The sequence below is a fragment of the Rhodococcus sp. PAMC28707 genome, assembly GCF_004795915.1.
Classification (GTDB): Bacteria; Actinomycetota; Actinomycetes; order Mycobacteriales; family Mycobacteriaceae; genus Rhodococcoides.
The window spans coordinates 3,817,530-3,838,443 of sequence record NZ_CP039253.1 but is presented as its reverse complement, the minus strand read 5'-3'; the positions used below and the strand labels follow the sequence as shown (position 1 = coordinate 3,838,443).

Here is a 20,914-nt window from a genome sequence, read left to right as displayed (position 1 = left end):
TACCCTTGCCGATCATTGTGTCATCGTGCAGGGAGGTCGGGCAGAGCGTCAGTTTTCGTGGATCTCCTGTTCGACCCACTGCGCAGTGTGCTGCCAGTGCCGGTCCCACGCCTCCTGTTCGAGCTGTTCCTGGGATTTCCCTGGCTCGGGAATGATGACCGGGACGGCGAACTCCGGAGGCGCCACCACACTTCCCGGCACTACAGCGGCTGCCGGGGGGATCGACTGGGCCGGTATCGGGGTGAAGGTTTCCGGCGGCCTCGCGACACCGGTCGTTGGATCGACGGTCCAATTCTCGACTACGGGCGCAGGCAAGAACACCGGTTCCGGCGCCCACTGAGCGGGAGGTGCGGGCGGCGGTGGCGCTGGTTCCAGCGTCAGCGCCGGCGGCTGGGCCGCGACACTTTCGCTCGTACCCAAGTCGGTATCGATTGCCGTCGACCTCGGTTTCGCCATCTCCGTGGGAGTTTGACTCTTCGGCGAATCCGCAGGCAACGTGGATGCCAGCGCAACTCCACCGGACAGGATTCCCACCAGCAAAGCTCCGGCGAGCACAAGCTTTTTGCGGGGCATGGAACGGCGCACCCGCGGCTGGTGCACCTCCGCTGCCACGACGGGAGGCTGTGACGTTACCAACGCAGGAGCGGCAGGTGCTACCGCCGGTACCGTCTCGGACTCGTCTTCGGCGTCCGGCACCGGGCCGACAGCATCATCGGCGGCACTGTCGTCGTCCAAGTCCATCGCCACCTCTGGAACCACGTCCCTCACCGCGAGCAGTCCCGCACCACTGGCGGCGATCAGGTTGGCGTCGCCGACTCGAAGCACCGGCACACCGAGCCCGAGGGTAAGGATGTCGACCACATCTCTGTTGCCAGAGAGGTCTCCGAACAGCGCGACAGAGTCGGCTTGAGTACCGGCCTCGTCGAGAACCTCCCACGCCAGTGCCACCGTGCCGCCGATCCGCTCGGGGGTCGGCGAATCGATTGCCATCGTCTTGGCGGGCGACAGGGTTTCTTTCGCCGCGTCGGCAAGCGAGATCGATACTCCCGACGGGCCCATGTAATAGAGAAGGACTCGCTCGGCGGAGGTGAACTCGGGCGATCTCGCCAGCCACCCCAGCAACGCAGACGATGCGGAGATCATCGACACCGAACCGACGCCTGCCTCCGCGATCGCCGACTCGAACAGGGCACGCTCTTCATCCGAGCGATACACCACTCCGATGCCGTCCACCGCTATTTCGGCGGCCGCAGCAAGCTTACGCATGCTCCCGATGGCAGCGGTCAGCGATGCTGCAACTCCGTCGTCCAGCGCGGTGACCTGGCTTGCCGCTACCGAATCTTCGACCCCATCGAAAAGGACGGCGTGCAGGGCACCCGACTCGATGGAAAGACCAATAGTGGCCACGTAAATACTCCTGTGCCTAAGGGTGAGGCTCCCGACATGAGCGTCTCCGAGACGAAATCGGCGACGTCACCCTTCACGACGATGAAACTGATACTCGAACCATACCTAAAGATGGTTTTATTGGCTAGAAAGCAACTTACATTCTGCGGTAGTGGTTGGCTATGCAAAGCGTCACAGTGAGGCGGAGCGAGGTTTCACCGGTCGAGAGTCGCCACTCGGTGTCTGTAACTCCGCGTAGTGGAGTAGAAGGCCCCAGGGCCGCTAGCCTGGGGGGCGTGGAGTCCTCTGCTAGCGCCCAGGCTGCGAGACGAATAGACGCAGCGCTCGAATCGACGGTAGAGACACAGGAGCTGATGCCGCGGCGGCGTCCTACCCAAGAACGCAGCCAACGCAAGTTCGACGCATTGCTTGCCGCATCACGAGACGTGCTGAGCGACGCCGGATTCGAATCGTTCACCTGCGAGGAAGTTGCCGCTCGCGCCGAGCTACCGATCGGCACCCTCTACCAGTTCTTCGCCAACAAATACGTGATCGTGTGCGAGCTCAACCGTCAGGACGTCGTCGGCGTTCAGCAAGAACTGGCCGACTTCAACGGCGAGGTGCCGTCCTTGGATTGGCTTCGATTCCTCAACAAATTCGTCGACCACATGGCCAATATGTGGATGTCCGATCCCTCACGTCGGGAGGTGTGGCTCGCCATGCAGTCCACTCCGTCCACGCGCGCCACCGGAGTCATCCACGAACGCGAATTCGCAGACCAGGTCGCCCGCATGCTCGGCCCCCTCACTCCGCGAACACCGAGAGTGCGACGCAACCTGATGGCCCAGGTCCTCGTCCACATCGTGTACTCGATGCTGAACTTTTCCGTTCAGGACGGGCAGAGCCATGAGGACGCCGTCGCCGAGCTCAAACGCATCATGACCGCGTACCTTCTCGGCGCCGAAAGGGACAGCAGGCGTTCGGGCGCCTCCGCCGAGTAGATCTGCGCTCGGCCCCTCCGGGGCGACCGCAGAAACCACGAACGCCGGCCCACTCGTAGCGAGCGGACCGGCGTCGTGTGTCTACAAAACTATTCTTCCAAGATCGCCACGGCTGCAGCGATATCGCCGTCGTGAGTCAGGGACAGATGAATCTTGACAGTCGGCAGAAACTCGAGAGCCATCCCGTGCAGCTTGATCGACGGTCGGCCCCAGGCGTCGTTGACGACCTCGATGAGCGGGTACGGGTTGTCACCGATCTGCGGTGGCCTGGCGAAACGTGAAGTTGCCCATGCCTTGAGAACGGCCTCCTTCGCGGCCCACCGTGCTGCGTAATGGCGAGCCGGGTCGGAACTCTTCGTTGCCGAGTGCCGACGCTCCCCCGCGGTGAAGCTGTCGCGGATCATGGTCGTGCCGGCCTTGTCCATCTGCTCGGCGAAGTCGGACACGGTCACCAGGTCGAAACCTACTCCGAGAATAGCCATTACTTGCACCCCGGCAGACCCGAGCGGTAGACATCGTCGTCGCCGAGGCGTGCTGCCTCGGTGAGCAGCATGTCGGCTTCGAGTTCGCGCGACGCCTTTGCCGGCGTCCCGTCATGTCCGAGTCTTCGGTCTTCGGGCCGTTCGTACAGGGCGTCACCTCCGACCATCGCGGAGATCAGCCTGCGCTGACCGGCGATGCGTCGTTCGTTGGCACGAGCAATGTAGTCGGCGCGACGCTCTGCAGGCACGGCCTCGAGGAAGGCCTGCGGGTGAACCACGGCGATGAGACCGGACACGTGACCGAAGCCGAGGCTGGTCAGTAGTCCTGCCTTCAGTGGTACGGAGTCACCGAAGCGCAGCGGCTCACGGGCCCACACGAGGTGTTCGAACTCGGTCATCTTGTCGTCGACGCAATCGAGGCTGCGGTTCGGCGGGATCACTCCATTGCTGAGCACCTGGCAGAGGCCGATCAGCTGGAATGCTGCGGCTCCACCCTTCGAGTGGCCGGTCAGGCTCTTCTGCGAGACGACGAACAGTGGTGCTCCGTCGGTGCGTCCGATCGCCTTGGCCAGGCGGGTGTGCAGTTCGGCCTCGTTCGGGTCGTTCGCGGCAGTCGAGGTGTCGTGCTTGGAGATCACGGCCACATCGTCGGCGCTGACGCCGAGTGCGTTGAGTGACAAGGCGAAGGACGAATCCTTGCCCCCACGACCGGCACTGAGCGCACCGAGTCCCGGAGCCGGGATGGAGGTGTGCACGCCGTCGCCGAACGACTGTGCGTACGCAACGACACCGAGGACCGGAAGTCCCATTTCCAGCGCCAGGTCACCGCGAGCGAGCAGAACCGTTCCGCCGCCTTGCGACTCGACGAATCCACCGCGCCTACGGTCGTTGGCCCGGGAGAATCGACGATCGCTGATTCCCTTGGCAGACATGGCAGCCGAATCGGCGGTCGCGGACATGTCACCGAAGCCGATGATGCCTTCGGTGCTCAGGTCGTCGAAACCACCGGCGACGACGAGTTGCGCCTTGCCCAGCTTGATCTTGTCGACGCCTTCCTCGACGGAGACGGCGGCGGTTGCACACGCTGCAACGGGGTGAACCATCGCGCCGTAGCTACCGATGTACGACTGAACCACGTGCGCTGCAACGACGTTCGGCAGTGCCTCCTGCAGGATGTCGTTCGCACGAGCGTCGCCGAGCAAGGTGTCGATGTAGAGCGAGCGCATGGATTCCATGCCGCCCATGCCGGTGCCTTGCGTGTTGGCGACCAGTGTGGGATGCACCCAGCGCATCAGTTCCGACGGGTTGAAGCCCGAGGAGATGAACGCGTCGACGGTGGTCACGATGTTCCACAGTGCGACGCGGTCGATGGAGCTCGCCATGTCCGGCGAGATGCCCCACTTGGTCGGATCGAAGCCGGTCGGAATCTGCCCACCGACGGTGCGGGTGAGCTTCATCTTGCGCGGCACGCGAATCTCGGTTCCGGCCTTGCGAGTGACCTGCCAGTCACCGGACTCCGGTACCGGTGCGATGACGGTGTGCTCGGGATCGGCCGCCGCGAACGAACGTGCGTCGACCTCGGTGCCGACCACGAAGGTCAGGTCGTTGTCGAGGAAGATCGAGGTCATGAGCGGCGCAGTGTTGCCGACCATGGCGCCGTCGTCGACGTAGGTGCGGATACCGCACTTCTCGACGACGATGTCGTGGTACTTGTCGGCGATCTCGGCCTCGGGCACGAGGTCACCGGATTCGATGTCGTACCAGCCCGGCTTGGGATCGTTCTCCCACGTGATCAGGCCGGTGTTCCAAGCGAGTTCGAGAACGCCTGCGGCGGAGAGCTCCTCGTCGACCTCCATCTCGAAACGCGTACGCGCACTTCCGTAAGGTCCGAGCTCGCCGGCGCCGACGATGACGATCAGGTCCTTCGGATCGACATCGAGCACAGGCCATGCCGGAGCAGTTGTCGAGGTGGACAAACGCGGCGGTGCAGGCAGAGCCGCAATCACCGAGCTGTCGAGCACTTCCTCTACCTTCTCGCCGGCCGCGTCGGCTGCGGCACGGGAAAGCTCGACGAGATCGAGCTTCGTGTTCGCCAGTCCACCGGTCAGGTCGGCAAGCAGAGGCGCTTGCGTGGCCTGGCGGCGAGCAGCAGGCTCGCACAGCTTCAGCAGTTCGGTTGCCATCTCACTCGTCGACCACGTCCGCACGCCTTCGGCCTCGACGGCCTCGACGATCGGATCGTTGCCGCCCATGAGTCCGGTTCCGCGAACCCACCCGATGTGCGCGTGGGCAATGGAAACACGCTCGGCCCAGTTCTTCTCCGAGCCCCACTTGGTGGCGATGGCGTCGAGGGCTGCCTTCGATTCACCGTAGGCACCGTCACCGCCGAACATGCCGCGGTTCGGTGAACCTGGCAGTACGACGTGCAGGTGGGTGTCGATGTCGTTGTCGTAGCCGATCTTCGACAGTCCACCGATGAGACGCTCGACCGACCAGAGCAGAACCCGCATCTCCATCTCGGCGCGGGCGCCGGCGTCGGACAGTTCGCCGACGACGCGAGGAGCCGCGAACGGGAACAGCATGGTGGGTGTGACGCCTGCCTTGACGAGAGTCTTTGCCCCGCCCGCATTGTCGACCTGATCGGAGCCGATCCACTCGATGAGCGCATCGACGTCGGTGTAGGAGGCGATGTTGGCCGGAACGACCCACAGTGCTGCACCGGCGCGAGCATTCGCCCGGTAGAGCTCGCGGTAGAACTTCAGTCGCTCGTCGTTGAGCTTGGAAGTGGTGATGAAGACCGTTGCACCGCCCCCGAGCAGCTTGGCGGCGATCGACGCGGCGATCGACCCCTTGCTACCACCGGTGACGACGGCAACCTCGTCGGACCATTCGCCCTTGTCCTCGGAAGACTGTGCGATGTCCGCGATCCGGCCGTAGAACTCGGCCAGCGTGGTCTTGCGTTCGGCCTGCGCCTTCGACTTCCACCACTGAGCCTGAGCTGCAACGGCTTTGCCCGATCCGGCGAAGCTTTCGACGGCAATGTCGCCTGCGGTACCGAGCCACAACCGGGCCAGGTCCTCACGCGCCGTTGCCCAACGATCGTCGACCAGAACGGCCTTGCGCTCATCGAATGCCGGGGCAACGAGTCGTGGCCAGTCCGAACCCAGTTCCGCGGCTACCAGATCCACCAACGCGGCGTCCGGATTGTCGACAGCCAGGGAGTTCGGAGCATCGGCGAAGCCGAGCTGCTCGAGAACGAGACGCGCAGCCGAAGCCAGAACCCCGTCGCGTCCGGTGATGTGCTCGGTGAACTCACCGAGCGCAGCCGCATCGACGGTTCCGCCGCTTCCGCCGCCGGTCTGCGGCAGCGAGACCGCAACACCGCGGCGAGCGGCGACAGCGGCCACGGCCGAGTCGATGACGTTGTCGACGGCAGTGCCGTCGGCGAGTGCACCGTCGGCCAGACCGCCGAGTGCGCCGCCGCGGACCGAGGAGCCGTCGCGGGTTCCGAGAGCGACCTCGGCAGTGACGTGATGCGCCCAGCCGTCGCCCAGTTCCCACACCTTCTTGACGCGATCGGCGATGGATGCCGGACGCCGCCCCGAGGGTCCGAAGACCTTGCGGAGGTGGTCGTTGATGGAATCGCTCAGTACCGGGCCGAAGGGCTTGTAGGTACGGGCAAGCTTGTTGACCGTGCCGGAGAGCGCGCCCATGTCGGCATCGGCTGCGCCGTCGATCGCACCGAGTGAAAGCTCGGAACCGAGGTCGACGAGCAACTGGTTACGACGCGAGGAGACGCCGTCGCACAGTGCCTCGATGGTGTCGGCAGGTCCGATCTGATCGAGTTGCAGTTTGGTCCACAGTCCGATGAGGATCTTGGTTGCGTCCGAAGCACTGAAAGAGATGTCGTCCGGCCGCGGACCACCGGATGGCGCCGACGGTGCGGCTGCGGGAGCAGGCGCAGCGGAAGCGGCAGGTGCAGAAGCAGTCTCGACCGGAGCGGACTCCTCTTCCTCCACCGGCGCTGGATCGGTGTCGGTGCCGTAGACGATCGCGGCCTCACGTTCGAGGTTGAGCACCTCGACCGGGAATCCGAAGCGGCCCGGCAATTTCAATGTCTGCGAAGCCAGGTTGGCGACCGTCGGCGTTGCGCCGAGACCGATTTCCACGAAACGCTCCACACCGAGTCCGCCGTCTACCTCTTCGGCGAACAGCAGGTCCTGTGTCTCGATCCAACGGACCGGGCTGGCGAACTGCCATGCCAGCAGTTCCGTCAGCACGACGCGGCACAGATCATGCGGGCGTGCGGCCCAGGCATCGAAGTCGGCGAGGACGTTGTTCAGAGGCTCGGAAGGAACGAGGTCCGCGATTTCCTGAATGAACGAACGCTCGAGCGAGAACGGCCTGGGCACCAGGTTTGGCACGTAGCGTCCGAGCAGGATCTCCGGGTCGAGATCAGCAGGCAGCAACGTTTCGAGCCGGGTGCGGAAGTCGTCGACTCCCCCACGCAGCACGGTGGAGTGGAACGGCACATCGATGCCGGGCACGACGATGAAGGCGCGCTTGCCGCCGAATTCGGCGACGCGGACGTCGATCTCCTTCTCCAGTGCGGCCAGGCCGGCAACCGTGCCGGCAATGGCGTACTGCGATCCACGCAGGTTCAGGTTCACGATCTCGAGGAACTCACCGGAAGCCTCGGCGACACCGGCGACGAAGGCGTGCACTTCGGTGTCGGCGACACCCATCTGCGACGGCCGGATGGCTGCCATGCGGTAGTCGCTTCGACCGGATGCGTCACGCGGAACGAGCGCATGCATGGCCGATCCACGCTGGAAGACGACCTCGAGGACTGCTTCGAGTGGGAGCACACCGGCGACAGCAGCGAGAGCGTTGTACTCACCGACCGAGTGGCCCGCGAGAATCGAGTTCTCGACGAAGACCCCGGATTCACGCATTTCGGCGACCTGTGCGACACCGAGAACAGCCATCGCGACCTGGGTGAACTGGGTCAGGTGGATGACGCCGTCAGGATGGCGGTGAACGGTGCCACGCGCTTTGAGCGTGGTCGGGTTGTCGCGGACGACCGCGAGGATCGAGAATCCGAGAGCCTTACGAGTGTGCTTGTCGGCACGCTCCCAGACCTCACGGGCGGCCTTCGAGCGCGACCGTGCGTCCAGACCCATCCCCTGACGCTGAATGCCCTGTCCGGGGAAGGCATAGACGGTCTTCGGCGGCGCAGTGCGAGCCGAGGCGACCATGACGAGTTCGCCTGCGACACGGCAGGACACCTCGATGAGTTCGGCACCCTGATCGAATCCGGTGCGGTCGACGCGAATGTCGATTTCGGCTCCGGGGCGGACCATCCCGAGGAAGCGGGCGGTCCACGCGGTCAGGCGACGTGGCGGAGTCTTGGTGTCCGCGTAGTCGATTGCGGTGACGGCCTGCTGCGCTGCGGCGGAGAGCCACATGCCGTGCACGATCGGAGAACCGAGACCGGCGAGGAGCGCAGCCGCATCGGAGGTGTGGATCGGGTTGTGATCGCCCGAAACCTGAGCGAAGGCTGCCATGTTGCGTGGCGCGAGGATGGTGGCCTGACGACGACGACGACGTGGTGTGTCCTTGGCGTCGGCACTGACCGAGCCTCCAGCGGGGGCCGGATCGGACAGTTCACCCTTGCCGGTGCGTCCGCGGATGGCGAAGCGTTCGACGAGAGTTGCCACAGCGGGCGCGTCGAGACCTTCCCCGAGCATCGCACCGATGGTGGTAGTGACCTCGACCACGCGACCGAGATCGGTGTCGAGCACCTCCCCTGCCTCAGCTTTGACAACGAGAATCGATGCATCAGTGGGCAGTTCACCTACCAGGTTGACGCTGTGGTCGAGGTGGACCAGATCCAACATGCCCTCGATGACGTCGATTCCCGCAGCTGTGCGGGTGGCGCCGAGGACGGCGAAGACGGCGGGCCAGCAAGCTCCGACGAGCACATCGGGAACAGCCTTGCCGCTCACGGTCAGCGAGTCGGGAAGACCCGATCCGGTGACGCCACCGTGGTCTGCCACGAGATCAGGGATCCACGCCAGATTGATGCGTGCAACACCGTTCTTCACCGTGGGAAGGTCTTGTCCCGCAGCGATTCCGAGTAGCGAGGACATCGAAGCCTGCGCATCCTCGGCAGTAACGACGGGAGCGCCGCCGTCGATCGTGGACACGGGGACGGTCAAGCGGATGCGCACCTCCTTGCCGGGGGCGAGCGGAACGGTCAGTTCGACGTGAGTCGAGTCCTGCACGGTGAGAGAGGACCCGGTCTGTGGGTGTGATGCGACGGTGTCGGATTCGACGATCCAGTCCGCGGTGTCACCGAGACGTGCAACCGGGTTCTGCGTCATCCGTGATGCCCAGTCGACGTCAGGGGCAGCAAGAACGATGCCGAGCAGACCGGGCGCGATGCCTGCGTAACGACGGCTCACTGCGGGGGCCGGTGCACTGCCCTCGGCTACCAACTCGTCGGCGGTGGCCTTCTCGAAACGATCGAGCAGGTCCCCGACCGGCTCGTCGACGCGGGTGATTCCGGCGACGGCAACGGTGCCGGGAATGACACAGACCTGATCGGCGGAGTACCGCGAATCGTGCGCCTGCCACAGCGAGTCACTGCGCCACCAGCGCCGAACGTCACCGTCGACGACGGGAACGAAGTTGATCGGCTTGCCCGGAAGCTTGCAGAGCGAGGTGAAGAAGGTGATGTCCGCCGGGTGCAGAACGACGTCGCCGGCATCGGGGAACTGAGCGAGTAGTGAGCGAAGTGCAGCACGCGGACGTTCGAGAGTGTCGACGTCGGCGAAGAGCGTCGGGATCGGGCCGCGGTCGACGGGGTGCAGACGGGCTTCGGTGCGCTGAAGCATCTCGAGGAAACGGGTGCGCCAGGTGACGTCGAGCCATACCGAATCGTTGGCCTCGGTGACCGCGTCGGTGAACTCCCCGCCGCAATCGAAATCCTTGCGCTTGTCCGTGCCGATGGCCAGGTCGAGATAGCGAATGAGCCACTGCTGGTACGTCATCGACTCCACGTCGCCGAAGTACGGCTTGGCGGTTCCGTCGAGTGCAGCGATGATCTCCTCGCGACGCTCGGCCACCGCATCGGCGTTACCGGCGACCTCGTCGAGCAGGCGCCCGCAGCGTGAGGCCGCATTGTCGATCTCGTGGATGTCCGCGCCGAGCTGGCTACGGCCGGAGGCCATTCCGCCGGATGCGGTGCCTGCGCCGACCCAGTCCGGAGTACCCGGGGTGTCGACGAGGAGCTGCTTGACCTCGGGCGAGGTCGTGGCTTCGAGCGTTGCCATGGCGGCGGTACCGACGAGGATTCCATCGAGCGGCATCTTCGGGTAGCCGGCGCCGAGGGACCAACGGCCCGTGAGGTATTCGGCTGCACGCTCAGGTGTGCCGATTCCACCACCGACGCAGATCACCAGGTTGGGGCGTGCGCGCAGCTCTGCGTAGGTCGCGAGCAGTAGGTCGTCGAGGTCCTCCCACGAGTGGTGGCCACCTGCGCGGCCGCCCTCGATGTGGACGATGACGGGGTAGGAAGGAACCTCGTTCGCGATCCGGATGACGGCGCGAATCTGCGCGACGGTGCCGGGCTTGAAGCACACGTGCGAAATGCCTGCGTCGGAAAGCTCCTCGATGAGGGCGACGGCTTCTTCGAGTTCAGGGATACCTGCGGTGACGACGACGCCGTCGATGGCGGCACCTGCCGCTCGGGCACGCTGCACGATCCGGCGGCCGCCGAGCTGCAGCTTCCACAGGTAGGGGTCGAGGAAGAGCGAGTTGAACTGGATCGCGCGACCGGGCTCGAGGAGCTGCGACAGTTCGGCGACGCGGTCGGTGAAGATGTCCTCGGTGACCTGGCCTCCGCCGGCGAGCTCGGCCCAGTGCCCTGCGTTGGCCGCTGCGGCAACGATTTTCGCGTCGACCGTAGTCGGGGTCATGCCGGCGAGCAGGATAGGTGATCGGCCGGTGAGCTTGGTGAAGGTGGTCTCGACGACGACGCGACCGTTGGGCAAGGTGATCGGCTTCGGTGCGAATTCCGACCACGCCGGCGCAACCTCGGGGGCGGCGCCCGGCGTCAGCAGGTTGCGGTGTCCACCGCGCGTGGAGGCAGCAACGATGCCCACGCCCTGTCCGCGCAGCGCCGGAGTCGTCATGCGAGTGAGAAGGTCGCCTGGACCGAGGTCGAGGATCCAGTCGGCACCTGCATCGACGACGCCGTCGATGGCGTCGACCCAGTCCACGGGTGCGACGAGGATGCTGTGGGCGAGAGTGCGCGCAATCTCGACATCGAGGCCACAGCGCTGTGCCCATGCAGAGACGAGTTCCACCGCATCGCCCAGTGCGGGGTGGTGGAAGCCGACCTCGACGGGGAGCTGCTCGAAGACCGGCGCGAATACCGAACCGCCACGCTTCTTGGAATCGCGCTCACGCTCTTCCTCGGCAGCGATCTGCTCGCTACGCTCCTGCACGCGAGCGAGCTGAGCAGGCGGGCCTGCGAGCACGACGCGACGGCGTCCATTGCGAATCGCGAGGACCGCGGAACGTTCCGGTGCACCCGGGATTGCGAGTTCTTCGATGATCGACGCGAGCCGTTCCGGTTCCACGTTCGAGACCGAAACCATGGGCGCCCGATCGGCAGCTCCGATGATTCCCCTACGACGTGCGACCAGTCCTGCGGCAGCACCGATCAGCTGTGCGACGGCAAGGAGATGTGCATCCTGGGCACCATCACTCTTGACCGACTCGGCGGCGATGAGGCCCTGTGAATGCCCGATGACGGCGACCGGTGGTGTCTGGGCGGGGTCGAGTCCTTGCAACTTCAGCGCACGCAGTGCAGCGACCTGGGTCAGGAATACGCCGGGAAGCGATACGGCCGCGGAAGTAAGTGCGGCTTCGGAGGGACCGTAGGTGGAGGCGGCGTCGTCTTCGTCTGCCAGGTCTTGTTCGAGCATCCAGCCGATGGGATCGAATCCGACCGAGCGCACGACGAGAAGTTCGTCTGCAACGGGCGCGAGGATGGCAACGGACTCGTTGACCAGGTCCGTGAGCTCGGGCTCGAGTGCCGAGTCGCGGGCGAGCTCTTCGAGCGAGCTGAGCCATGGGGCACCCTGTCCGCCGAAAGCCAGCGCGTAGGGCTCACCGGCCGCGAACCGATCTGCGAGCGTACGAGAACCACCACCGCTCTTTGGCGACCTGCTCGCGCCTTGTCCCTGTGATGGTGTGCTCTCGTTGATCGTCAAGTTGCAAGATTCCTCTCGTGAGCACCTCGGATATCGAGGTATTCGTGGATGGCCCTTCGCCGGCGCGGTTCAGCGGCCCCGTGGAGGAGGACCGTCGGGGACCGGATCACTCTGTCCGCGCTTCACCAGGCTAAGACACAATCATGAGGAAAGCCTCACGTTTGACTGGACGTCCAACTGCTACCAGCGAGTACGGCCGCTGAAGACCCTTTACCTACCGTTGAGGCAACTCGCCGGTAACAAACATCAGTGCTGGCACAGCCCAAATTGAAGACGCCCGAACGTGAGGGGATCCTCAGATTTATCGTTATCTTTTCGTTATATGAGACTCGTCACACACTGAACCCGACTGACACAGTCTCCAAGTTGTCGGTAACCCTGGGTAGCTTCTCGAAGTACATCGACCCATTCCCGAAGTACATAGACCCAGGGGGGATTCATGTATTCATCGGTTACACATACATTTTCGCAGCGCGACCACGAGGCACTCACCGCCCACGTCGAAGCATGTGCGACACCAGCGAAGTCGCCCTACTGGAATTTGGGCTGGCCACAGGAGATCGAAGCCGCCCTACTCGACGCAGTCTTCTCAGCGCGGGCAACCTACGGCGGACCCGACACCGGTGTAAGGCGCGTCGTCTCCCGTTGGCGCAATAATCGGCAGTGCGAGTCTCTGGACGATCCGGCCGCGCTCGCCGCGTTCGTGGACAAGCCCGAGGAACTCGCCGAGATTCTGGGGAACAGACAGCGAGTGGCCGGCAACTCCACCACCAAGGCCGAGTGCGCCGCACGCATCGCGACGGCACTGACCGGACTCGGCGTGGCGCGAGCTGAAGACCTCGTCGATTCGGATGAACTTCGCGCAGCATTCACCGCCATCCCCGGGGCCGGAACGAAAACGTGGGAGTGCGCCCTGTTCCTGGTGGGCGAGCGCACACCGAACTCGCTGCTTCAGGTGATCGCGTTCACCTCGGACGCGGTCGGCAGAACGCTCGACGGCGAGAGTGCCGAGATGCTTCTCGCCGTGACCGCAGAGAGCATGAACATCGAGCGTGCAGCGCTCGAACATGCAGTGTGGCGCTACCAACGCCGTTTTCCGCAACCCAAGCAAGGGGCAGAATTGAAAGCTGCCGGCTAACTATCGGTGCGGACGTGGTCGCGCCCACCCTCGATCAGCGCGGCCACGCCGTCGAGGATGCAGTCGACTCCGAAGACGTACTCGTGCACCGGATCACTCACTGCGCCATACGCAGTCGATGCAGCGGTTCCCACCCGTCCTGACACCGGGTAGTCGGCGTGATTCATGACCCGAGCCAGGACGGGCGCCGTTGCGGCCCACCACTGTGCATCGGTCTTCCCAGATTCCTCGCGAACCTTGCCGAATCGAGTGAGCGCACGTGCGGTGCCCGCGACATGCGTCAGGACAAGGGTGAGGACCGAATCCATCTCGATGTCCGTCAGCCCGACGCCGTCGATGACCCTCAACTCTGCCTCGTACTTGTCGTTGGTGTGCGGACCCAACACGGCGCGCGCACCCTGGACATCGAGAAGCCACGGGTGACGTTGGTAGAGAAGCCAATTGCGCTCCGCGACGAATCGAAGTCCGTCACGCCAATTTTCGGCCGCAGTGGCGGGTTCGGCGGCACTCGAATACAACGACGCTACAGCGCGGTCGATCATCAGATCGGCAAGTTCCTCGCGCCCCGGAACGTGGGTGTAAAGCGACATTGCACCAACGCCGAGTCGATCGGCGACACGTCGCATGGACACAGCGTCGATCCCGTCGGCGTCCGCGATATCGATTGCGGCGTCGACGATCGCATCGATACTCAAACCGCTGCGACTCGGCTTCCCGTCCACTCGCCACAGCAGGCCGAGGGTGCGCGCTGGATCGAAAACGGTCGCCTTCTTGCCTGCCACACCTAGCACAGTACGCTGTACTTCGAGGCAAGGATGCACCTGCGTTTGCGTCGGGATTCGGCGTTGTAGACTTGCACAGCACTCGCGCGAGTGGCGGAATTGGCAGACGCGCTGGATTTAGGTTCCAGTGTCTCAGGACGTGGGGGTTCAAGTCCCCCCTCGCGCACCACTATCAGTGACGACCCCCACCGAACTACCTGAGGTAGTAGATCCTCGGGTACCGTCGGGGGGTGTCGAAAACCCACACTCAACGCCGCCCGGCGCTCATCGCTCTGGTGATCGTCTCGGCGCTCGGTTGCCTGGCCCTGGGCTGGTGGCAGTGGGAGCGTTTCGAATCCGTCGGTGGTAACGGCCAAAACCTTGGTTATGCGTTTCAGTGGCCGCTGTTCGCTGTGTTCGTCATCTACGCCTACCGCAAATTCGTACAGCTCGAAGACGAGGCCGACGCTCCGCAGGACACCGAGAACGACAGCGTCGCCGAACAGGTCGTGCGTGAAGTTCCCGCGGATCTGCTCCCCCAACGACCGGTAGCGCCCGTGGAAGATGATCTCGACGATCCCGAGGCCCGCCAACTTCTCGAGTACAACAGCTACCTTGCGGAGCTCGATCGCTCCCGCGAGTCCGACAGGAGCACCAAGTGAGCACGGCACCGCAGCAATCTGTATCCACCGAAAAAACGAAGAAGATTGCTTCTGCGCTGCTGAGATACCGAATTCTCGCGTACACGACGGGTGTGTGGCTGCTGGTCCTTGTCGTCGAGATCGTTGCCAAGTACGGCTTCGGCAACGACAGCTTCGGCTGGGTCGGCATCGTCCACGGATGGGTCTACGCGGTCTACCTCGTCTTCACTCTCGATTTGGCTATCAAGGTTCGTTGGCCGGCCGCCCGAACCATTGGAACCCTGCTCGCCGGCACAGTGCCGTTCCTGTCGTTCTTCGTGGAGCATTGGCGAACGACTCAGGTCAAGCGCGATTTCGGCGTCTGAACCCGTTCAGCACCTGACCGCGGTGAGATCGGAACCGCCAAGCGCGTTCGACACCACCTGCTGTGCAACAGGGTCATAGGAGATTCCAGTGTGCTCGGTGACGTTGCCTGGGCATAGGTCTTGAAGCACGACGTTCGTGTTGCCTTCACCCGTCAGCAATGACGCCTCGTAGGGCACCACCTGGTCGTATCGAGTCACGATGGTCGTGTAGTCCACTCCCTGGACAGTGTCACTACCCTCGTTGAGGCGTTGCAGGGCCTCATCTGAAGGCGGGCCTGGCACCGGATAGTTCGGCGGTGACAACGCGACGATCCGCGAGACAGACTCCGCTCCCCCGAGAAACCGGACGTAATAGCGAGGTACGGTCCCACCCTTGGAGTGACCAACCACGGAAACTTTGTGGGCTCCCGTCGAGGTCCGGACGGTGTCGACGAAGCGCCCCAGTTCGGCTGCACTGTCCGCGAGTGAACCCAGGCCACCGAACGGAATACTTTCGGGCGCTCCGTAATCGAGCGCAAAGACGCAGTAGCCTTCGGCTTTCAGCACCGGCGCCATCGATGCCCAGTTGTCGTAGGAGTTCTCGAGGAACCCGTGCACGAGCACGACCGGTTCCGGGTGTTCGGCACTCGGGACGCACGCGTAGTCGTTGGCACCCGAAGGGCTCGCACCCGGGTGTGCGATGGAGTACAGAGTTGCCTCCGCGAACGAGTTCTGGACCGGGGACGCTGCTGCCGAACCCGGTGCAGCAAGCATTCCAGCGGCTACCAGGACGGCCGCAGCCACGACTGTTCGTTTCACCAGACCAGTCTCTACCCGGTAAGCGTTTCGAGTGCGGGAATCAGCAATGTCAATGCACGCCCTCGATGGGAAGAGGCATCTTTCTCTTGCGGGCTCAGTTCCGCCGCCGATCTACCGTCCCCTTCGGGAACGAACACCGGATCATAACCGAAACCGTTCTCACCCAATGGCTCTCGTGCAATGTCGCCACGCCATTCACCTCGGACGACGGCCTCGACGCCGCCGGGAACGACCAGCGCGCAGGCAGAGACGAAACCTGCACCCCGACGCTCGTCGGGTACGTCGCCCAGCTGCGCCAGAAGCAACGACGTGTTGGCGCCGTCGTCTCCGTGTACTCCGGACCATCTTGCCGACAGCACACCCGGCATGCCATTCAATGCGTCGACTTCGAGACCGGAATCATCTGCAACACAAGCGAACCCGGTCGCAGCTGCGCCGTCGCGCGCCTTGGCGAGCGCATTTTCCTCGAACGTCGAACCGGTCTCGGGTGCCTCTGGGAACTCGGGCACCTCGTCCAATCCGACCAATTCGATTCCGAGGACTCCCGCTCCATCGAGCACTCGACGCAACTCCTGTAGCTTCTTGGCGTTGCGGCTCGCGACGAGAAGCTTGGTGTCAGCCACCGAACTTCTTCTTCGGTGCGTCGACGGCAGGTTCAGGAAGCACGCCGGGGTACGGCTCGGCAAGTGCAGCTTGCTGCACCTCGAAAATCTTCTCGATGCCTGCGAGAGCCGAATCGAGCAGCTTGTCGAGAGTGGACCTCGGGAACGTAGCGCCCTCTCCGGTGCCCTGGATCTCGACGAGAGTACCGGTGTCGGTGGCTACGACGTTCATGTCGACCTCGGCACGCGAATCTTCCTCGTAGGGCAGATCCAGCCGAACACGGCCGTCGACGACGCCGACGCTCACCGCTGCGATGGCACAGGAAATCGGCTGCGGGTCCGCGAGTCGACCGGCCGCACGCAGGTAGGTGACGGCGTCGGACAGTGCAACGAATGCGCCGGTGATGGCCGCGGTACGGGTTCCGCCGTCTGCCTGCAGTACGTCGCAGTCGATCGCGATGGTGTTCTCACCGATAGCGGCAAGGTCGATGCATGCGCGCAGCGACCGGCCGACGAGGCGGGATATCTCCTGGGTCCGCCCACCGACCTTGCCCTTGACGGACTCACGTCCGCTGCGGGTATGGGTTGCGGCGGGGAGCATCGCGTATTCGGCGGTGAGCCAACCGAGGCCCGAGCCTTTACGCCAGCGAGGAACACCCTCCTCGACGCTCGCGGTGCACATGACCCGCGTGTTTCCGAACTCCACCAGCACCGATCCTGCCGGGTTGTCGGTGAATCCGCGGGTGATCTTGATGTTGCGGAGCTCGTCGTCCGCTCGGCCGTCTTCTCGTCTGGACACGGCAGCAAGCTTAACCCTGACCTAGACGGTGAAGACATCGCCCGGCTGGACGGCGTGCACCGGACCACTGAACTCGGCCTTCGCTTCCGCGATGACATCTTCCCTGGAAGTCCACGGCGGGATGTGAGTCAGCAACAGCTCACCCACGCCGGACTCACGTGCCAGCTGCCCAGCCTCGGTCCCGGACAGATGGATACCTTGCGGGCGGTCGGAACGGTGCGTCCACGATGCTTCCGACAACAGCACGTCGGCACCGTGAGCGAGATCGCGGACTGCCTGACACATACCCGTGTCCCCCGTGTAAGCGAACAGCTTCCCCTTGCCTGTCGTGATCCGCATGCCGTACGACTCCGGCGGGTGATAGACCTGGCGGGTGTGCACGGTGAGCTGTCCGTGTTCGATGGTTCGCCCGTCCTGCCAGCGACGCAGATCGATCGTGTCGGACATGTCGTCGATCTGGCCACCGCATTCCGCAGAAGCGACGCCGAGCCGGAAAGCGGTGTCTTTCGGCCCGTATACGAGTGCGCGCCCCGCAGGCGGATTCGGGTGGTACCTACGCCAGACCAGGAGCCCTGGCACGTCGAGGCAGTGATCTGCGTGTAGATGCGACAGGAACACACTGACGTCACCGGGATCTGCATATTTCTGCAGCGCACCGAGCACGCCTGGACCGAAGTCGAGTACGACAGGCGATGTTCCCGGTTCGTCGAGCAGGTAACCCGACGCGGGGGAATCAGGCCCTGACACACTCCCCGAACATCCCAGGACGGTAATTCGCATGTACGTCATGCTGCCACGTCGATGCCCGGCACCGAAACGTTCGACACGTTTTCACGAAGTCGACCATCACTTTGCGCGTTGTGGTGAAGTCGGTGGAGAGGCTCAGCCGAGAGATTTCTGCTTACGCTCCTCGCGGGCATCGGAGGACAAGAACCACGCCGCAAGGACTCCTCCGACGGCGCCGAAGAGGTGGCCTTGCCACGACACCCCAGGTGTACTCGGCAATACGCCCCACAGTGCTCCGCCATAGATGACGAACACCACGACGCCGACGGCAAGTTGGCCCAGGTTTCTGGTGAAAATTCCCCGCGTCAGCAGATATGCGATCCAACCGAAGATGAGAACCGATGCGCCGATGTGGTTGGAGTTGGCGCCGCCGATCAACCACGTACCGACACCGCCGACGACCCAGATGATGCCCGTGGCTGTCAGACCACGCGCCAGACCGGACAGGAGAACGAGGAATCCGAGGATCAGAACCGGAAGGGTATTCGCGATCAGGTGGGCCCAGTCGTCGTGCAGCACCGGCGCGAACAGAATTCCCCACAAACCGTCCACACTGCGCGGGTTGATCCCCGCCTGCTCGACGCGACTACCCGAAGCGACGTCGATGATCTCGATGACCCACAGCAGCACGACGAACGAGCCCATCAACATCGCGGCCTGCTGCCACAGTGGGCGTTTGGGTGCGGCAACGGGAAGGTAAGGGTTCGTCTTCACGGAACTAGGCCTTTCGTCCAGCCCCGACATCCACGCACCGGGGAGGGGTCTGCCCTTCGAAGTCTACCGCTGTGGTCAGGGCGCAAAGGCCGACGGGAAAATCTGACGGTACGTCGCAATGCCGGCAATCGAGGTCGCGTCGAGCAATGCACGGACGATGGCCCGCTCGACGACTTCGGCCGCAACCGCGCACACTGCGGCGAGAACCGGCAGGTCGGAGGAGAACGCCTTGGGCATGGCAGTTTCCGTGACGACCTTCCTCGTGCCGGTCGACAGCGCGAAAATCGTGTCGCCGTCGAGTGGAGAGTGGGCAGGTCTGATCGCCCGCGCCAGGCCGTCGTGAGAGGCGACGGCCACGCGTTTGCACGACGCCGCGCTCAGCTCCACATCGGTGCCTACGACGCCGATCGTCGTATTGAGGGCGGTGCCCTTGGGTGCGAGTGCGTTGGCGTTCCACACCTCGTGCACGTCTGGTGTGCGCATCCGGTACGCACCGGGCCCTTCCGACCCGACTCCCCACGGAAGTCCGGTCCGGGGATCGAACACCGAACCGACCGGATTGGTGACGATCAGTGCGCCGACGGTGACGCCGTCGGCAGGCCCTCCCTCGATGACGGTGCTCGCAGTGCCGACGCCGCCCTTGAGCACCCCCGCACGAGCACCGACACCTGCGCCCACCGAACCTGTCGCGAAATCGGCTCGAGCGGCCGCCGTTGCGCGATATCCGAAGTCGGCGGTCGGCCGGATGGACCAATCCCCTACCGGCAGATCGAAGATGACGGCCGCCGGAACGATCGGTACCACCTGGTCCGGGCCACCCATGGCAATTCCGTGTCCGTGCTCTTCGAGCCAGCGCATGACACCGTCGGCGGCAGCGAGTCCGTATGCACTTCCACCGGTGAGGAGAACGGCGTTTACTTGCTGCACCGAATGGCTCGGGTCCAGCAGATCGGTCTCACGGGTACCGGGACCACCTCCCCGGACGTCGACGGCGGCGACAGCACCGCCCAGAGCGCGGATCACGGTGCATCCGGTGGCGGCGCCGGACCCGAGTTCGGCAGCCGGATCGATCTCGTGGTGATGCCCCACCAGTAAGCCTGACACGTCGGTCAGTGCGTCCTTCGGACCCGTCCCCAACAGGTACTCCTACGGAATGAGGACCTGAACGAGGGAATCCTGCATCCAGGTCAGCCAGTGGTACACGTCCAGATGGGGGGCCCGTGGATCCCCCTCGTCGAGAACTTCAGGAGTGTCTGCGTCGATACCCAATGTGGTTCCGAGCGCCAACCTTACGTCGTTGAGGCCCATCAGCCAGGAGTCTGCCTGTGCGGGGGTCAGGACGACTTTTCCGCCGTTCGTCGGAATCGTGTCGAGGATGACTCGGCTTGCAGCGAGCTTGTCGTCGATGATCTCCGGCTCGTGCAATCCGCGGAGCGCACCGTTGAGGTTTGACGTATCGGAACCGGAATCCGGGCGGTGGAAGTCGGGCAGGAGCCGCGCGAGCGCTGCATCCTCGGGTGGACTGCTGTGGCCGGTTCGTAGACCCGTCATGGCCGCCAGCTCGTCCGTCGGGGCATCGGCTTCTCGATCGCGGAGAAGACCGACTACCGACTCCACGAGCGACCTGAGCACAGTTGCTTCTCTGGCGTCCATATCCGAGCGGATCTTGACCCCGCTGAGTGAGTTCTTTCTGCTCCACATGCGCACTGCGCTCTTCTGCCCCGTCCTTGGATGCCTGGCCTGCTGTCTCGAAGCCCGTACGTGTCTTGCTGCCCTATTTGTCTTGTTGCATCGTGGCCCACAAACCGGCCGCGTGCAGTTTGCGAACGTCGTTCTCCATCGCATCGCGCTCACCGCTGGAGACGACTGCCTTGCCCTCCGAATGAACCTGCATCATCAGGTCGGTGGCTTTCGCTTTGCTGTATCCGAACAGCTTCTGAAAAATGAAGGTGACGTAGTGCATGAGGTTGACCGGGTCGTCCCAGACGATGGTCACCCAGGGCACATCGTGTGCTTCGGCCCGTGCCACCACTTCTGTTTCCGCTGGTGCCGCCTGGGGGGATGCCGCCGACGGTGAAATCGACGAGTTCGGTACCGCGACCGCTCTGCCCACGGTCGGTCGTGCCGTCGATGAAGCCATACCTCTCAGGGTACGAC

At 64.1% G+C, this 20,914-nt stretch carries 16 protein-coding genes and 1 tRNA gene; 5 read left to right on the top strand and 12 right to left on the bottom strand.

The window, feature by feature from the left end; all coding sequences use genetic code 11:
- Positions 1-48 precede the first annotated feature (48 nt).
- Entirely contained in the window at positions 49-1,407 is a 1,359-nt protein-coding gene (locus E5720_RS17415) for a hypothetical protein (RefSeq protein ID WP_247596024.1), read from the bottom strand.
- Between the two features lie 275 nt (positions 1,408-1,682).
- Here E5720_RS17415 and E5720_RS17410 point away from each other — a divergent pair, with 275 nt between their 5' ends.
- Positions 1,683-2,387, top strand: a complete 705-nt coding sequence (locus tag E5720_RS17410) for a TetR/AcrR family transcriptional regulator (RefSeq protein WP_168708373.1) — start codon at positions 1,683-1,685, stop codon at positions 2,385-2,387.
- An 89-nt stretch (positions 2,388-2,476) separates the two neighbouring features.
- On the opposite strand, the gene E5720_RS17405 is transcribed toward E5720_RS17410, so the two are convergent.
- Together E5720_RS17405 and E5720_RS17400 are read right to left on the bottom strand one after the other, a co-directional pair.
- On the bottom strand, positions 2,477-2,869 hold the full coding sequence (locus E5720_RS17405; protein ID WP_084345069.1) for a holo-ACP synthase: 393 nt from the start codon (positions 2,867-2,869) through the stop codon (positions 2,477-2,479).
- The gene (locus E5720_RS17400) at positions 2,869-12,153 is read right to left on the bottom strand and encodes a type I polyketide synthase (RefSeq protein ID WP_136171683.1); all 9,285 of its coding nucleotides are present in this window, start codon (positions 12,151-12,153) and stop codon (positions 2,869-2,871) included. The genes E5720_RS17405 and E5720_RS17400 overlap by 1 nt, the downstream gene beginning before the upstream one ends.
- 439 nt (positions 12,154-12,592) lie before the next feature.
- Between E5720_RS17400 and E5720_RS17395 the strand changes: the two genes are divergently transcribed.
- On the top strand, positions 12,593-13,291 hold the full coding sequence (locus E5720_RS17395) for a hypothetical protein (RefSeq protein WP_210729894.1): 699 nt from the start codon (positions 12,593-12,595) through the stop codon (positions 13,289-13,291).
- Here E5720_RS17395 and E5720_RS17390 read toward each other — a convergent pair.
- Complete coding sequence (locus E5720_RS17390) at positions 13,288-14,073, bottom strand: TetR/AcrR family transcriptional regulator (protein WP_136171682.1); 786 nt, start codon at positions 14,071-14,073, stop codon at positions 13,288-13,290. The genes E5720_RS17395 and E5720_RS17390 overlap by 4 nt on opposite strands.
- Before the next feature lie 84 nt (positions 14,074-14,157).
- Between E5720_RS17390 and E5720_RS17385 the strand changes: the two genes are divergently transcribed.
- The 3 genes from E5720_RS17385 to E5720_RS17375 all read left to right on the top strand — a co-directional run bounded on the left by E5720_RS17385 (position 14,158) and on the right by E5720_RS17375 (position 15,058).
- Positions 14,158-14,242 (top strand) — tRNA-Leu (locus E5720_RS17385).
- Between the two features lie 61 nt (positions 14,243-14,303).
- Positions 14,304-14,714: a transcriptional regulator gene (locus E5720_RS17380; RefSeq protein WP_136171681.1), complete on the top strand. Its 411-nt coding sequence runs from the start codon at positions 14,304-14,306 to the stop codon at positions 14,712-14,714.
- Positions 14,711-15,058, top strand: coding sequence for a DUF3817 domain-containing protein (locus E5720_RS17375; RefSeq protein ID WP_136171680.1), 348 nt, complete (start codon positions 14,711-14,713; stop codon positions 15,056-15,058). Before E5720_RS17380 ends, E5720_RS17375 begins: the two co-directional genes overlap by 4 nt.
- Positions 15,059-15,064: 6 nt before the next feature.
- Here the strand turns inward: E5720_RS17375 and E5720_RS17370 are convergent, their stop codons facing one another.
- The 8 genes from E5720_RS17370 to clpS form a co-directional block, all read right to left on the bottom strand.
- Complete coding sequence (locus E5720_RS17370) at positions 15,065-15,856, bottom strand: alpha/beta fold hydrolase (RefSeq protein ID WP_247596023.1); 792 nt, start codon at positions 15,854-15,856, stop codon at positions 15,065-15,067.
- Positions 15,857-15,867: 11 nt separating this feature from the next.
- Positions 15,868-16,479 carry an RdgB/HAM1 family non-canonical purine NTP pyrophosphatase gene (gene rdgB, locus E5720_RS17365; RefSeq protein ID WP_136171679.1) on the bottom strand — a complete coding sequence of 204 codons (612 nt, stop codon included), beginning with the start codon at positions 16,477-16,479 and terminating at the stop codon, positions 15,868-15,870.
- Positions 16,472-17,257, bottom strand: a complete 786-nt coding sequence (rph, locus tag E5720_RS17360; RefSeq protein ID WP_136171678.1) for a ribonuclease PH — start codon at positions 17,255-17,257, stop codon at positions 16,472-16,474. The genes rdgB and rph overlap by 8 nt, the downstream gene beginning before the upstream one ends.
- Before the next feature lie 21 nt (positions 17,258-17,278).
- Positions 17,279-18,037, bottom strand: a complete 759-nt coding sequence (locus E5720_RS17355; protein ID WP_186630074.1) for a cyclic nucleotide-degrading phosphodiesterase — start codon at positions 18,035-18,037, stop codon at positions 17,279-17,281.
- A gap of 102 nt (positions 18,038-18,139) precedes the next feature.
- On the bottom strand, positions 18,140-18,694 hold the full coding sequence (locus E5720_RS17350) for a rhomboid family intramembrane serine protease (protein WP_247596345.1): 555 nt from the start codon (positions 18,692-18,694) through the stop codon (positions 18,140-18,142).
- Positions 18,695-18,832: 138 nt separating this feature from the next.
- Entirely contained in the window at positions 18,833-19,897 is a 1,065-nt protein-coding gene (locus tag E5720_RS17345) for a P1 family peptidase (RefSeq protein WP_136171676.1), read from the bottom strand.
- 6 nt (positions 19,898-19,903) lie between these two features.
- Positions 19,904-20,464 carry a DUF2017 domain-containing protein gene (locus tag E5720_RS17340; RefSeq protein WP_136171675.1) on the bottom strand — a complete coding sequence of 187 codons (561 nt, stop codon included), beginning with the start codon at positions 20,462-20,464 and terminating at the stop codon, positions 19,904-19,906.
- Positions 20,465-20,531: 67 nt separating this feature from the next.
- On the bottom strand, positions 20,532-20,897 hold the full coding sequence (clpS, locus tag E5720_RS17335) for an ATP-dependent Clp protease adapter ClpS (protein ID WP_136171674.1): 366 nt from the start codon (positions 20,895-20,897) through the stop codon (positions 20,532-20,534).
- Positions 20,898-20,914: the final 17 nt, after the last annotated feature.

Coding starts and splice junctions, on each gene's coding strand:
- E5720_RS17405 (WP_084345069.1), bottom strand. CDS start 2,869: ATGGCTATTCTCGGAGTAGGTTTCGACCTGGTGACCGTGTCCGACTTC.
- E5720_RS17350 (WP_247596345.1), bottom strand. CDS start 18,694: ATGTTGATGGGCTCGTTCGTCGTGCTGCTGTGGGTCATCGAGATCATC.
- clpS (WP_136171674.1), bottom strand. CDS start 20,897: ATGGCTTCATCGACGGCACGACCGACCGTGGGCAGAGCGGTCGCGGTA.
- E5720_RS17355 (WP_186630074.1), bottom strand. CDS start 18,037: ATGCGAATTACCGTCCTGGGATGTTCGGGGAGTGTGTCAGGGCCTGAT.
- E5720_RS17395 (WP_210729894.1), top strand. CDS start 12,593: ATGTATTCATCGGTTACACATACATTTTCGCAGCGCGACCACGAGGCA.